This is a genomic window from Clostridium sp. J1101437_171009_A5, assembly GCF_015547905.1.
Taxonomy (GTDB): domain Bacteria; phylum Bacillota; class Clostridia; order Oscillospirales; family Oscillospiraceae; genus Pseudoflavonifractor_A; species Pseudoflavonifractor_A gallinarum.
The window spans coordinates 49,043-63,485 of the sequence record NZ_JADMVY010000009.1 but is presented as its reverse complement, the minus strand read 5'-3'; the positions used below and the strand labels follow the sequence as shown (position 1 = coordinate 63,485).

Here is a 14,443-nt window from a genome sequence, read left to right as displayed (position 1 = left end):
GAATGTACTTGTCAACGGGAAGGTTCGCGCTGCCACTCCGCCGCCTCCCGCTCGCTGGCCAGGAGGAAGTGGCCGGGGGAGATCTCCTGCCAGAGGGGAGTCTCCTGGTCGTAGTGATGGATGGACGGGTCGTAGACCAGCAGCTTCTTTTTCTTCTCGGCGATGGGGTCGGGCAGGGGGATGGCCGAGAGAAGCGCCCGGGTGTAGGGGTGGAGGGGGTGGGCAAAGAGCTCCTCGCTCTCGGCCAGCTCCACCAGACGGCCCTTGTGGATGACGGCGATGCGGTCGCAGATGAAGCGCACCACGCTCAGGTCGTGGGCGATGAAGAGATAGGTGAGGCCGCGCTCCTTCTGGAGCTGGCTCATCAGGTTGAGGACCTGGGCCCGGATGGACACATCCAGGGCGGAGATGGGCTCGTCCGCGATGATGAAGTCGGGGTCCATGATGAGGGAGCGGGCAATGCCGATGCGCTGGCGCTGGCCGCCGGAGAACTCATGGGGGAAGCGGCTGGCGAACTCCGGCAGCAGACCCACGTCGGCCAGGGCCTTGGCCACCTTCTCCTGCCGCTCGGCCTCGCCGATGTGGCGGCCGTACAGGCCCTCGGAGACGATGTAGTCCACCTTGGCCCGCTCGTTGAGGGAGGCCATGGGGTCCTGGAAGATCATCTGGATCTGCCGGGTGACCTTCCGGTCCAGCTCCCGGCTGATGCGGCCGCTGATGCGCTCTCCCCGGTAGAGGACCTGGCCCCCGGAGACCGGATTGATGCGGATGATGGCCCGGCCGATGGTGGTCTTGCCCGAGCCGGACTCGCCCACCAGACCGAAGGTCTCGCCCTCATAGATGTCAAAGGAGACCCCCTTCACCGCGTGAAAGGGATGGCGGTGTGTGCCGAAGGTGACCTGGAGATCCTGAACCTCCAGCAGTTTCTTGCGCTGCTCAGACATGGCGGTTCACCCCCTGTTCCCGAAGATGCTTGATGTGTTCCGGCGGCTCCACCTTGGGGGCCCTGGGGTCCAGGAGCCAGGTGCGGGCCTTGTGGGTGGGGCTCACCTCGAAGTAGGGGGGACGCTCCACAAAGTCGATCTTGAGGGCGTGGGGATTGCGGGGGGCGAAGGCGTCCCCCTTGACCTCCAGGAAGAGGTTGGGGGGCGTGCCCTTGATGGAGTAGAGCTCCTCGCCCTTCACGCCCAGCTGGGGCAGGGAGGAGAGCAGCGCCCAGGTGTAGGGGTGCTTGGGGTCGTAAAAGACCTCCTCACAGGTGCCGATCTCCACGATATCTCCGGCGTACATGACGGCGATGCGGTCGGCCACATTGGCCACCACGCCCAGATCGTGGGTGATGTAGATGGTGGTGAGGTCGTATTTCTTCTGGAGATCCTTGATGAGCTGGAGGATCTGGGCCTGGATGGTCACATCCAGAGCGGTGGTGGGCTCGTCGCAGATGAGGATCTTGGGCCGGCAGGCCACGGCGATGGCGATGACCACCCGCTGGCGCATGCCGCCGGAGAACTCGTGGGGATACTGCTTGGAGCGGCGCTCGGGCTGGTCGATGCCCACCTCCTCCAGTACCTTGAGGACCTGGGCATGTGCCTCGGCCCCCTTGAGGCCCTGGTGGAGGACAATGGCCTCCTCGATCTGGTCGCCAATGGTCTTGAGCGGGTTGAGGGAGGTCATGGGATCCTGCATGACCATGGCGATCTCCCGGCCGCGGATGGTGCGCCACTGCTGGTCGGTGGTGTACCCGGCCAGGTCCTGGCCGTTGTAGCGGATCTCCCCGGCCGTGACCGAGCCGTTGGAGTCCAGAAGGCCCATAAAGGTCTTGGTAAATACGCTCTTGCCGGAGCCCGACTCGCCCACGATGGCCAGGCTCTCACCCCGGTGGACGTCCAGAGAGATCCCCCGGATGGCGTGGAGCACCTGGCCCCGCAGGGTAAATTTCACGTCCAGGTCCCGGACGGACAGAATGGTCTCGGTTTCCATGATATGTCCTCCTTACTTGACGTGATTCTTGGGATCGGCGGCATCCGCGAAGGAGTTGCCCACGATGTAGAACGAGATGGTGATGATGGACAGGATGATGACGGGGAAGAAGAGTTGATAGCTCAGGGTGGACTCCATCATCACGGTCTGTCCGGCCTTGATGAGGTTGCCCAGGGTGGGGATCTCCAGGGGCACGCCAAGGCCGATGTAGGTGATAAAGACCTCGTTGCCGATGGCGGCGGGAATGGCCAGGGCCATGCGCAGGGTGAGGATGGACACCAGATAGGGCAGCAGGTTCTTGACCATGATGCGCCAGGTGGCGGTGCCCAGGCAGCGGGAGGCCAGGTTGTAGTCCCGGTCCCGGATGATGAGCACCTGATTGCGCACCAGCCGGGCGGTCTGGAGCCAGGAGGTGAGGCACATGGCGAAGATCATGGTGCTCACGCCGGGGCGCAGGATGTAGGAGATGATGATGACCACCAGGGTCTGGGGGACGTTATCGAAGATGTTGTAGATCTCGGTGAAGAGGAAGTCCAGCTTGCGGACATAGCCCCACAGCACCCCCATGATCACGCCCAGGACGGCCTCCACACAGGCCACGGCCAGGCCGATGAGCAGGGAGGTGCGCACGCCGGACCAGATCTGGCTCCACAGGTCCTGCCCGATGGAGTTGGTGCCGAACCAGTATTCCTTGCAGGGAGCCAGGTTGGTGGCGCCCTTGTAGATGGTGTTGGCCTCGGGGGCATAGGGGAGCATGGGCTCCACCACGGTAAAGGCCAGGATACCCACCATCAGGATGAGAAAGAACATGGCCACCTTGTTCTGGGCGAAGGAGCGCAGGGTGGAGCCCCAGTAGGAGTAGTTGGAATAGCCGCCCCGCTCGCCGGCGGTGGGATCATAGGGGGCAAACTCGAAAAATTCGCTCTCGGAATAGTTCCGGGAGAGGACCTCTCCCACGCTCTGGCTGAGCTGCTGGGTCTTGTGGTCTTTGAAGCGGAACGAGGGCATCAGCGGCCACCTTCTTTCTTGCCAAAGGTAATGCGGGGATCCACGATCGCCATAAGGATATCGCCTACCAGCAGGCCCAGGATGCTGATGGCGGCATAGAAGAGCACCAGGCCCTGGACCACGGTGTTGTCCTGCCGCTGGATGACGTTGACCAGCAGGCCGCCCATGCCGGGGATGGAGTAGAGGCTCTCCACATAGAGGGAGCCCATCAGAGTCAGGATCACCGAGGTGGGGATGAACTGGACCAGGGGCACAAAGGCGTTTCGGAACACGTGCTTGCGGGAGATGGCCGAGGCGGGCACGCCCTTGGCCCGGGCCAGCTTCACATAGTCCTTGTTGGACTCATCCACCATATACCGCCGCAGCCACATGGCGTAGTAGGCGATGTTGCCCAGGGCCAGGGAGAGGATGGGGAGGATGTAGGTGACGGGCCGCCCGCTGCTGATCTGCATGGGCAGATCCAGATATTTTGTGCCGTAGAATTGGATGACCAGGTAGTAGACAGCGGCGGGAACGGCCTGGATCAGAACGATGAAGGCGGTGCCCAGCTTGTCGCCGATCTTGTGCTTGGTGCGGGTGGAGCGGGCCATGAGGATGCCCATGGGCAGACCCACTGCCAGGGCGATGCCCAGGGAGGTCAGGCCGATGGCCATGGAGACCGGCACCTTCTCGGCGATGATCTTGGTGACCGGCACATTGCGGCGGTACTTGTTGGATACGCCCAGATCGCCGTGGAGCAGATCACTGTAAAAATCCAGCAGCTGAGCGGGGAGCGGCTTGTCCAGACCCAGCTCCTTGAGGCCCAGTTCCACCTGGACGGCGCTCATCTTCTCAAAGTTCTGGAAGTAGCCTTCAATGGGCATCAGGCGCAGCAGAGAAAAGACGATGGTCACGATGATAAACAGGGTCAGCAGGGAGCGCAGCAGGCGTTTGAATATGTATTTCGCCATGAGACGAGACCTCCTTGAGAGGAAAATGGGGAGACACGGCCGGGGTATATCACGGTCCCACACAGGACCTGGGGCCGTCATATAGGGCGGCTGTGGCAGAGACCGGGAGAAGGGGCGCCCCGGACTCACGGTCCGGGGCGCCCGCAGAGAGATTACTCGGCGTCCGCGGCGGCAATGGCAGCGGTGCGGTCCTTGAGCCACTGGTCATAGAGGGAGTTGAACTCCTCCAGGCCCATGGGCTCCTCCCGCAGCTTCTGGAACTTGAAGCACTGGAGGGCCATGCCGTAGGGGGCATACTGGGCCTCAAACACGTTGAGGCGGGTGGCCACATAGCCGGAGCTGGAGATGGAGAAGGGAACGACGATGGCGTGCTCGATGAGGAAGGCCTCGGCCTCGGCAAAGGCGGTGTAGCGGGCCTCGTCATCGTTGGTGATGGCCTTGGCCGCGTCGATGAGGGCGTAGTACTCCTCCATCAGAGCCTGGGTCTCGGGGGACTTGTTGGTGCAGGGCTTCTGGCCGATCTCCAGATTGGGATCCTGGGCCATGAAGTTGTAGGAGTTGTCCTGGGACTTGAAGGGATCGGTCCAGGTCTGGGGGTCGGCGTAGTCGGCGCCCCAGTTGCACTTCATGAAGCCGTAGTCGCCGGTGCGGCGGACCATGGAGAGGAAGTTGGTGGAGGGACCGGCCTCGACCACCACGTCGATGTAATCGGTGCCCAGCAGGCCTTCCAGCTGCTGCTCGATGACCTGGCACTCCTTATCCCAGTTGGTGGTGGCGGGGTTATAGCGCATGTACATCTGGATGGGGAAGCTGGCGCCGGCGGCGGTGAGCTCCTCCACCGCCTTGGCCTTGTAGTCCAGCGCGGTGGCCTCGTCAAAGCTGTCGCCGTCCGAGATGGCCTTCAGCGCGGGATACTGGGTGTAATCCAGACCGGCGGCCTCGGTGAAGGTGGCGGGGGTGATGGTGTTGTTGAGGAGGTTTTCGGGGGTATTGGGCTCCACCACTTCCAGGGCGTTGACCCGGTCCAGCGCGTGGAAGATGGACTGACGGAAGTTCTCATTGTTCACTGCCAGCGTCCAGTTGTCGGGGTCCAGGGACTCGTCGAAGCGGGGCTCAAAGTTGAAGCAGAAGAAATAGGAGAAGGCCACGCTGGGACGGCTGGCCGAGAGCTGATTCTGCTTCTCAGGATCGCTCTGCCAGGCCGAGAGCAGGGAGGCGTCCAGCTCGGCATAGTCCACCTCACCGCGCAGGAAGGACTCGGGGCCCAGGGTGGTGGCGGAGGCATTGTAGCGGAACTCCAGCTTGTCGATAAAGACATTGTCCTTGTCCCAGTAGGTGGGGTTCTTCACCAGGGTGCGGTGGTTCTGGGGCTCAAACTCGGACATGATGTAGGCGCCGTTGTAGAGCACAGACTGATTGTCCACGCCGAACATCTCGCCCTGCTCCTCCAGGAAGGGGCCGTACACCGGCATATAGGTGGTGTAGGACAGCACGGAGGGGAAGTAGGTGCAGGGAGAGGCCATGGTGTAGACCAGAGTATAGTCGTCCACCGCCTTGACGCCCACGTCGTCAAAGCTCACCTCGGGCACGGGCTCGATGGGATTGCCGTCGGCGTCGGTGGTCTTGGTGCCGTTCTCGCTCTCCAGCAGATAGGCGGTGTAGTTGAAGTACTCCTGGGCGTTCTTGACGATGCCGTTGTACATGTACTGGTTGGAGGAGTTGTTGGCGGCGTCGTTGACCCACTTGGCCGCGGAGACCCAGTCGTTGGCGGTGACATCGGCCACCTCCTCGCCCTGGGCGTTGACCCACTTGACGCCCTGGCGGATCTTGAAGGTCCACTCGGTATAGTCCTCATTGTGCTCCCAGCTCTCAGCCAGAGCGGGCTTCATCACACCGTAGGGATCGTATTCCACCAGACAGTCCACCATATTGGCACACATGCGGTAGTCGTTGGTAAAAGAGGTATAGAGGTAGTTGAGGGTCTCCACCTCGCTGGAGTAGAGCTCCCGGTAGACGGACTCGCCGCCGGTGGAGCCGCCCTCGTCGCCGCCGCCGCAGGCTGCGAGACCAGCGGTCATGGACAGGGCCAGGGTCAGAGCAAGCAGTTTTTTCACTCGTTTCACGCGCGTCTCCTTCTTTCCTTTCAAGATCGGTCCCGGAGAGGGACCGTATATCGACAAGGGAAGGAAATCCTTGGACCCTTGAAGATATGGGGTTTGGGCGGACCCGGAGGTCCGCGGTCAGCTCCAGTGCTCGCAGGGGATGGCGGAGAGTCCCACGCCGGGCGCTTCCGACATGGTGACCAGCGCCTCTTCAAAGACGGGACCGCCGGTAAAGGGGTCCACCGAGCACAGGGAGGGGCCGTCCAGGTCGGCCTTGGTGATGACGCTCCGGCCGCAGCAGAGATGGGCGGCGGCCGAGACCGAGAGCTTGGACTCCAGCATACAGCCGATCATGCATTCCACGCCGTAGAGCTCTGCCACATCGCAGATCTTGAGGGCCTGGTGGATGCCGCCGGTTTTCATCAGCTTGATGTTGATGAGGTCGGCGGCCCCCTTCTGTATGATATCGATGGCGTCGGCGGGAGAGAACACACTTTCGTCCGCCAGAATGGGGGTATAGACCCGGCTGGTGACAAACTGCATCCCGGCGATGTCGTGGGCCTTCACCGGCTGTTCCACCAGTTCGATGTTCAGATTCCGGTCCTCCATGGCGGAGATGATGGCCACCGACTGCTTGGGGGTCCAGCCCTGGTTGGCGTCCACCCGGAGCTGTACATCGGGACCCACCGCCTCCCGGATGGCGGCGATGCGCTCCACATCGCCGGTGCCGTCCTTTCCTACCTTGATCTTCAGAATGTCATAGCCGCGGGACACGGCGTCCAGCGCGTCGGCCACCATCTCATCAATGGGATTGACCGAAATGGTGATGTCGGTGCGGAAGGAGGTCCTGGCCCCGCCCAGAAGCTTATAGAGGGGGGCGCCCCAGCGCTTGGCCCACAGATCATAGACCGCCATATCCACCGCCGCCTTGGCGGAGGTGTTTTTCAGGATGCAGCTGTGAAGGCGCTTCATGATACCGTCCAGGTCCTCCACATCCATGCCGATGAGGTTGGGGCGGATGAACTCCCGGATGGCGCAGGCCACCGAGCCCTTGGTGTCTCCGGTGATGACCGCGGTGGGAGGAGCCTCACCGTAGCCCACCTCGCCGGTGTCGGCCACCACGCGGACCACGATATCGTCCACATGCTCTACCGTGCGCAGGGCGGTTTTAAACGGACGGGCCAGCGGGAGGGAGATCTCTCCCACCTGGATATCCCGAATGATCATAGCGAAATGCCTCCATTCCCGATCAGATAATCGAATAAAATGAAATTAAAATTGTGTAAAGTTGCATTTTTGAATTGTGGGCAGAGAATTTTATAATTACTTAAATGCTAGCATAAATTCTGATATTTGTAAAGTGGAACGGTGAAAAAAGGGAAAAGAAGCGGGCGGGACAGAAGAGACATTTGGGCAGATTGCAATATCGGAATGAAAATATTTCAAAACGGAAAATGGAGACATCTGAGAGGAAAAAAGGGGGAAAGCGGGAAAAGAACTGTATATTTTCTCACTTTATCGAGGGAAAGCGGCACTGCGTAAAGGCGCGGAGAGCCCTTTCCCAAACCGGAAAAAGAAGGTATACTTAAAATCGAAGAATCCCAAAAGAAGGATGAGGTGCCCGCCATGGCCAGACATTTCAACCAGAAGCTGAAGCTGCTCACCCTCCAGGCCCTACTGCTGGAGCGCTCCGATGAAGAGCATCCCCTGACCACCGAGGAGCTGCGCGCTGCGCTGGCGGAACGGGGGATCGCCGCCGAGCGGAAGAGCCTCTATGACGATATGGAGACCCTGTCCCGCTTTGGACTGGACATCCACCAGCGCCGGGGACGGGGCGGAGGCTGGTTTGTGGGAGAGCGGCTTTTCCAGCTGCCCGAGCTCAAGCTGCTGGTGGACGCAGTGCAGTCCTGTAAGTTCATCACACCGGACAAGAGCCGGGCCCTTATCCGCAAGCTGGAGGGGCTCTCCAGTGTCTACCAGGCCCGCCAGCTCCAGCGGCAGGTCTATGTGACGGGCCGGGCCAAGACCATGAACGAGAGTGTATACTATACCATCGACCAGCTCCATACAGCCCTCTCCACCGGGCGGCAGGTCTCCTTCCGGTACTTTGAGTACAATGTGGCCAAGGAGAAGGTCTTCCGCCGGGCGGGCGCCCACTACCGGGTCTCCCCCTACGGGCTGATCTGGGACAGTGAGAACTACTACCTGGCCGGATTTGACCACGACAAGGGGGAGATACGCCACTACCGGGTGGACAAGATGGACGGCCTCACCGTTCTCTCCCAGCCCAGAGAGGGGGAGGGGACCGGCCGGGCCTTTGACGCGGCCGCCTATGGACAAAAGCACTTCGGCATGTTCGGCGGCCGGGAGGGGCAGGTCCGCCTGCGGTGCGAGAAGAGCCTGGTGGGTGTGGTGCTGGACCGCTTCGGGGCGGAGAGCATCCTGATCCCCGACGGGGAGGACCATTTTACCGTCACCGTGCCAGTGGTGGTGAGTCCGCAGTTCCTGGGCTGGATCTTCGGCCTGGGCACGGGGGTGGAGCTCACCGGACCGGACTGGGCGGTGGAGGCCTACCGGCGCCAGCTGGAGCAGGTGGGGGAGCGTTACCGGTAAAAAAACAGGCCCTGCGCAGCCCTCCGAAGGAGGGGCGCAGGGCCCAAATCGTTATTCCCAGGTTTTCCAAATGTCCGGGCAGTAGCCCACCGTGGCCTGCTTCCCGTTGCGGACAATGGGCGTGCACAGCAGCCGGGGATCCTCCAGCAGCTTCTCCAGCTTGTCGGCGTCGTAGGCCAGATAGGTGAGCAGGGCCGCGTCCGGGTGCTTGGCGTTGATGAGGGCCTCCAGCCCCAAGGCGTTTTTCACGCTGGTCAGCTCGCCCTTGCTGATGCCGTATTTGGACAGGTCCACGAACTGGAATTTGACCCGGCGCTCCTTAAAATAGCGCTGGGCCTTCTTGGTGTCAAAGCACTTGGAGGTGCCGAAAATCTGAATGTTCACCGGTTTATTCCTCCTCGATGGGGTGAAAACGCGGACCGGCATAGCCGTCCCGCTCCACCCACTCGCTCCACATGGCGGCCGGGCGGACCCAGATGCCGCGCTCCCCATAGAGTGCCTGGTAGACCACCATGGGCTCCATGGTCTCCGAGTGGCGGGCGGTGTAGAGCACCTGATACTCCATCCCCTTGAAGTGGCGGTAACGGCCCGGCTTGATCTCCTGCATGGGAACACATCCTCTTTCTCCGCGCAGACATGCGGTTATTTCATGCAGTCGATTGTACCATATTTTCCCCCGATTGCAAAGGAGAAAGACCGTGGAAAACGGGGAAGAGGACCGGGCCGACGGGATGTGCGGAAAATAGAAGTATACTTTTGTGGGAAAGCATGGTATACTATAACTACCATCGTATCCCATGTGGGTACCTTTTTTATGGCTTTATGTGCGTCGAGCGCACTGAAAATAAGGCAGGACACAGCTTACATCCGATTCCGGGACGGAGAAAACGATCCCCTTTTTTCGGCGAGGCAGGGCCGGAAAGAGTGGGGCGGGCCGCCCTTGGTTTCGTGCGCCCAAAATAAAGTGTCCTTGCGTCCGGCGCGTGTCTTCGAGCTGCGGCGGACGAGATGATATTCGATTATGTGTTATTTCGAAAAGGAGTGTTTGAATCTCAATATGGCAGAAAAACTGAAAATTATTTCCCTGGGCGGTCTCAATGAGATCGGCAAGAATCTGACCGTATATGAATACGGCGGGGATATTATTGTAGTAGATGTGGGCATGGGTTTCCCGGATGACGATATGTACGGCATTGACGTGGTCATCCCGGACTTCACCTATCTCATCAAGAACCAGGACAAGATCCGGGGCATTTTCCTCACCCACGGGCACGAGGACCACATCGGTTCCATCCCCTATCTCCTGCGCAGCATCAACGCGCCGATCTATGCCACCCGCATGACGGCGGGTCTGGTGCGGCTCAAGCTGGAGGAGCACCGCCTGGTGGACAAGACCAAGCTCATCACCTGCGAGGCGGGCGAGGTGGTCAAGGCCGGGAAGTTCTCGGTGGAGTTCATCCATGTGAACCACTCCATTGCCGACGCGGTGGCCTTTGCCATCAAGACGCCGGTGGGCACGGTGGTCCACACGGGCGACTTCAAGATCGACACCACCCCCATCCAGGGCGGTATGACCGATCTGGCCCGCCTGGGTGAGCTGGGGAAGAAGGGCGTTTTGGCCCTGCTGGCCGACTCCACCAATGTGGAGCGCCCCGGCTTTACCAAGAGCGAGCGGAGCGTGGGCGAGTCCTTTGACGCGCTGTTCCGGGGATGCGATAACCGCATCATCGTCACCACCTTTGCCTCCAATGTGGACCGGCTCCAGCAGGTGATCTCGGTGGCGGCCAAGTATGGGCGCAAGGTGGCCGTGACCGGACGGAGCATGGAGAACGCCATGAAGGTGTCGGTGGAGCTGGGATATATGAAGATCCCCGACGGCGTCCTGGTGGACGTCAACCACATCAAGAGCCTGCCTGATAATAAGGTGTGCATCATCACCACCGGAAGCCAGGGCGAGACCATGTCCGCCCTCACCCGCATGGCCTTCAACACCCACAAGCAGGTGGAGATCCGCGCCGGGGACCGGGTGATCCTCTCGGCCTCCGCCATCCCGGGCAATGAGAACGCCATCGGCAGCGTCATCAACGAGCTCTACCGCAAGGACGCCGAGGTCATCAACGAGCGCAGCGGGCCCCTCCATGTGTCGGGCCACGCCTGCCAGGAGGAGCTCAAGATCATCCACGCCCTGGTCAAGCCCAAGTTCTTTATCCCCGTCCATGGAGAGCAGCGGATGCTCAAGACCCACTCCAAGCTGGCCCAGGACATGGGCATGGACCCCCGGCGCATCATCATCAGCGACATCGGCAAGGTCATCGAGCTCACCCCCAACTCCGCCAAGATCAACGGGACCGTGCCTGCAGGCAAGGTCTTTGTGGACGGCTATGGCGTGGGCGACGTGGGCAGCGTAGTCCTGCGGGACCGCAAGCACCTGGCCGAGGACGGCATGATCGTGGTGGTGGTCTCCATGTCCAGCGAAGACGGCTCGGTGGTCTCCGGACCCGACATCATTACCCGCGGCTTTGTCTACGTCAAGGAGTCCGAGGGACTGATGGAAGAGCTGCGCCGGGTGGCGGTGGGCGCGCTGGAGCAGTGCGAGCGGGAGCGGTGCACCGACTGGTCCGCCATCAAGGCCGAGATCAAGACCGATCTCTCCAATTTCCTCTACAAAAAGACCAAGCGCAATCCCATGATCCTGCCCGTCATCATGGAAGTATAACTTCATCCAATCAGAAATGCGGCACGCTCCCAGAGAGCGTGCCGCATTTTTGTACCTTCTTATGGATAGGCGCAGCGGTAGACCTTGCCGGGCTCCAGCGTGATATGCCGGGCCGCAAAGAGTTCCTCCACGGTAACAAAATAAAAGCCACGGGCGTGGAGCTGATCCACGATACGCAGTGCGGCCTCCACGGAAGTGGGGAAGATGTCGTGGAGGAGGATGATGTCCCCGTCTTTGGCCCGGGAGACCACATGCTCCACCACCCGATCCGCGTTCTGATCGTCCCAGTCTTCCGGATCGATGGACCACAGGATGATGGGACAGCCCGCCATAGAGCGCACCGCGGGATCGGTGCTCCCGTAGGGCGGACGGAGCAGAAATCCGTTGTGGCCCAAAATCGATTGAAAGAGCGACCGGGTCTTGTCCACCTGTGCGGAGAAATCAGCGGCATTGAGCCCGGAGAGCATCACGTGGTCGTAGGTATGGATGCCGATCTGATGGCCCTCCGCGTCCATCCGCTGGAGCAGATCCTGGTTATACTCGGCCACCTGCTTTCCGATGAGAAAGAAGGTCGCCTGCACCCCGCGCGCGGCCAGGCCGTCCAGCAGGGCGGTGGTGGTGGAGCGACGGGGGCCGTCGTCAAAGGTGAGGGCAATGAGTCCGCCCGATGGGGTGGAGGAGGGTGCAGGTGTCTCCTCCACCGGCAGAGGGACATCCGCCGGAACGGCGGACGGCGCAGTCAGAAGAGCTGCCGCGCACAGACTCCATGCCAGGACCGGCAGGACAAACAGAAGCCAACGCCGCATACCATCACGCCGCCTTTCCAAATTCACTAAGGGTAGTATGCCGGAACGGCGTGTGCTCCATGCCTTCCTTATTTTTGAAATCAAATGAGACGGCGGAAAATATGCCGTACAGAACAAAAAAATTCCCCCGCCCAGATGGACGGGGGAAGGGATACGCAGGATCAGCCGGGCAGACGGCCCACCATGCCGCCGATGTAATCGCTGTCGATGACGTTGAAGCGATCCTCGGGGGGATAGAGGGCACCGCCGTAATAGATGGCGCGGTTGTTGTTGACGGAGGTGTCGGAGAGGGTCTTGTGGGCGGCCAGATGGATCTGGTCACAGCCGGTCTCGGAGATGATGCGGTCCATGTTGCGGGCGGTGATACCGGCGCCGGGCAGGATCTGAATGCGGCCGGCGGCGTACTGGATCATCTCACGCACGGTGTCGGTGCCCAGGGAAACGTCGGGCTCCTGTCCGCTGGTGAGGACGCGGGTGATGCCCAGCTCGATGAGCACGTCCAGCACTTCCTTCCAGTCGGGGACCACGTCGATGGCCCGGTGGAACACGGTCTCCTTACCGGCCTCCTGAGCCAGCTCGGCCAGGATGCGGGTGCGCTCCTTGTCCAGCGTACCGTCCTGATGGAGGAAACCGAAGACCAGACCGTCGGTGCCGTTGGCCAGGAGCTGCTTGGCGTCCTCGATGGCGGTGGCAAACTCCGCATCGGTGTAGCAGAAGCCGCCCTCACGGGGACGGACCATGGTCATGATCTTCATGCCGGTCTCCCGCTTGGCGACGACCAGCTCGCCAATGGTGGGAGTGAGGCCGCCGTGGAAGAGATTGCTGTTGAGCTCAACCCGGTGGGCGCCCGCCTTGTGGGCCTGGATGACATCGTCTGCGCTGCCGCAGCAGACCTCCAAAATCACGCTACTCATTTTTAACATCACCTTAATAATTTAATTTTGCCTGGTGCATTAATTATAATGAAATTTGTGTTATCTGTCAATAAGAGCTTGCAATTTGCGGAGATATTGAGTATAATACAGAACAGAAAGAGAGAAATTGTACAGCGAGTTAATTAAATCATGTTATAAATGGAAGGGAAGGCGGAATATGGTTGCGGGAAAAAAGGTGGATCGCACACTGATGCACCGAAATAACACCAAACTGGTGCTCGCAGCCATCCGCAACGCAGGGGAGATGTCCCGGGCACAGGCGGCGGAAGCCACTGGTATGAGCATCGTGACGGTGGGACGCATCGTGGACGAGCTGATGGCCCGCGGCGTGCTGCGGGAGCAGGAAAAGGAGAACGGCAACCAGGTGGGACGTCCTCCCCGGGTGCTCTCTCTGGAGCGGGAGCGGCTCTTCTGCACCAGCGTCTGCCTGGAGCGGGAATATCTGCACCTGGGCCTGGTGGACCCCGGGGGAAGCCTTTGGGCCCACGAGATGGAGCCGGTGCCCGAGGGGGAATTCACCCCGGAGGAGATCCTGCCCTGGATGGCGGCACGCCTGGAGGCTTTCCTGGAGAAGCACCGAAACCGGGAGATGCGCTCCACCATCGGGGTGGTAGTCCCCGGAATTGTGGATATCGACCGGGGAGAGCTGGAGTTTTCGGCCAACTTCCGCTGGCGGAATGTGGCGGTCACCCAATATCTCCACAGCCGTCTGCCTGGATATGAATTTGTCCTGGAGAACGACACCAAGGCCATCGCTCTGGCGGAGCACCACTTCGGCGCCTGCGCCGGCAGCCGGAGCATGGTGGTGCTGAGCATCGGAGATGGTATCGGCGCGGCGGTAATCCTCAATGGAGAGATCTATCGGGGAAGAGAGAATATGGCCGGGGAGATCGGCCACATCATCCTCAATCCGGCGGGCAAGATCTGTGAGTGCGGCAAAGTAGGCTGTCTCCAGACCCATCTGTCCCAGCGGACCATTCTGGCCGAGGCCCGCACCGTCTATCCCAACATCGACATGAAGGGCCTCTTTGATTATTTTCAGCGGGGAGATCCCTTTGCGGTGGCCCTCATCACCCAGGTCGTAGAGTATACCTCCATTGCCATCAATCTGCTGGCCAATACCTACGCGCCGGAAGTGGTGCTCCTGTGCGGCAGCATGCTGCGTCAGAACCCGATCTTCTCCACGCTGGTGGAGCGGAATTACCGCAGCAAGCTCAATGAATACATGCAGAATACCTTTCAGCTCCGGTTTGAGAGCTTCGGCGTCAGCGGCCATCTCATCGGCGGCGGGGCCCTGGCCCTGCGCCATGTGCTGGACGAGATGTGCCAATAA

General features: G+C 60.8%; 13 protein-coding genes. 3 read left to right on the top strand and 10 right to left on the bottom strand.

Annotated elements, in window-relative coordinates:
* Window positions 1-11: 11 nt before the first annotated feature.
* The 6 genes from I2C21_RS12390 to I2C21_RS12365 all read right to left on the bottom strand — a co-directional run bounded on the left by I2C21_RS12390 (window position 12) and on the right by I2C21_RS12365 (window position 7,267).
* Window positions 12-944 (bottom strand): ATP-binding cassette domain-containing protein, encoded by a 933-nt coding sequence (locus tag I2C21_RS12390; RefSeq protein WP_101691197.1) that lies wholly within the window; start codon window positions 942-944, stop codon window positions 12-14.
* Window positions 937-1,980 (bottom strand): ABC transporter ATP-binding protein, encoded by a 1,044-nt coding sequence (locus I2C21_RS12385; protein WP_180956688.1) that lies wholly within the window; start codon window positions 1,978-1,980, stop codon window positions 937-939. Before I2C21_RS12385 ends, I2C21_RS12390 begins: the two co-directional genes overlap by 8 nt.
* 12 nt (window positions 1,981-1,992) lie before the next feature.
* Entirely contained in the window at window positions 1,993-2,988 is a 996-nt protein-coding gene (locus tag I2C21_RS12380; RefSeq protein ID WP_101691199.1) for an ABC transporter permease, read from the bottom strand.
* A complete protein-coding gene (locus I2C21_RS12375) occupies window positions 2,988-3,938 on the bottom strand; it encodes an ABC transporter permease (RefSeq protein WP_101691200.1) in 951 nt (316 codons plus the stop codon). Before I2C21_RS12375 ends, I2C21_RS12380 begins: the two co-directional genes overlap by 1 nt.
* A gap of 152 nt (window positions 3,939-4,090) precedes the next feature.
* Window positions 4,091-6,052, bottom strand: coding sequence for a peptide ABC transporter substrate-binding protein (locus I2C21_RS12370; RefSeq protein WP_195279442.1), 1,962 nt, complete (start codon window positions 6,050-6,052; stop codon window positions 4,091-4,093).
* A gap of 126 nt (window positions 6,053-6,178) precedes the next feature.
* Window positions 6,179-7,267, bottom strand: coding sequence for a dipeptide epimerase (locus I2C21_RS12365; protein ID WP_195279410.1), 1,089 nt, complete (start codon window positions 7,265-7,267; stop codon window positions 6,179-6,181).
* Between the two features lie 399 nt (window positions 7,268-7,666).
* Between I2C21_RS12365 and I2C21_RS12360 the strand changes: the two genes are divergently transcribed.
* Window positions 7,667-8,653: a helix-turn-helix transcriptional regulator gene (locus I2C21_RS12360; protein ID WP_193537204.1), complete on the top strand. Its 987-nt coding sequence runs from the start codon at window positions 7,667-7,669 to the stop codon at window positions 8,651-8,653.
* Window positions 8,654-8,704: 51 nt separating this feature from the next.
* Here I2C21_RS12360 and I2C21_RS12355 read toward each other — a convergent pair whose 3' ends face one another.
* Together I2C21_RS12355 and I2C21_RS12350 are read right to left on the bottom strand one after the other, a co-directional pair.
* Window positions 8,705-9,037, bottom strand: coding sequence for an arsenate reductase family protein (locus I2C21_RS12355; protein ID WP_195279409.1), 333 nt, complete (start codon window positions 9,035-9,037; stop codon window positions 8,705-8,707).
* Window positions 9,038-9,041: 4 nt separating this feature from the next.
* On the bottom strand, window positions 9,042-9,260 hold the full coding sequence (locus tag I2C21_RS12350; RefSeq protein ID WP_101691205.1) for a DUF1653 domain-containing protein: 219 nt from the start codon (window positions 9,258-9,260) through the stop codon (window positions 9,042-9,044).
* A gap of 450 nt (window positions 9,261-9,710) precedes the next feature.
* Between I2C21_RS12350 and I2C21_RS12345 the strand changes: the two genes are divergently transcribed.
* A complete protein-coding gene (locus tag I2C21_RS12345) occupies window positions 9,711-11,369 on the top strand; it encodes a ribonuclease J (RefSeq protein ID WP_101691206.1) in 1,659 nt (552 codons plus the stop codon).
* Between the two features lie 59 nt (window positions 11,370-11,428).
* Here the strand turns inward: I2C21_RS12345 and I2C21_RS12340 are convergent, their stop codons facing one another.
* Window positions 11,429-12,175, bottom strand: a complete 747-nt coding sequence (locus tag I2C21_RS12340; RefSeq protein WP_186963295.1) for a polysaccharide deacetylase family protein — start codon at window positions 12,173-12,175, stop codon at window positions 11,429-11,431.
* Between the two features lie 161 nt (window positions 12,176-12,336).
* Window positions 12,337-13,089, bottom strand: coding sequence for a copper homeostasis protein CutC (locus I2C21_RS12335; RefSeq protein ID WP_101691208.1), 753 nt, complete (start codon window positions 13,087-13,089; stop codon window positions 12,337-12,339).
* 178 nt (window positions 13,090-13,267) lie between these two features.
* On the opposite strand from I2C21_RS12335, the gene I2C21_RS12330 reads away from it, so the two are divergent.
* Window positions 13,268-14,443, top strand: a complete 1,176-nt coding sequence (locus I2C21_RS12330; protein WP_186963294.1) for an ROK family transcriptional regulator — start codon at window positions 13,268-13,270, stop codon at window positions 14,441-14,443.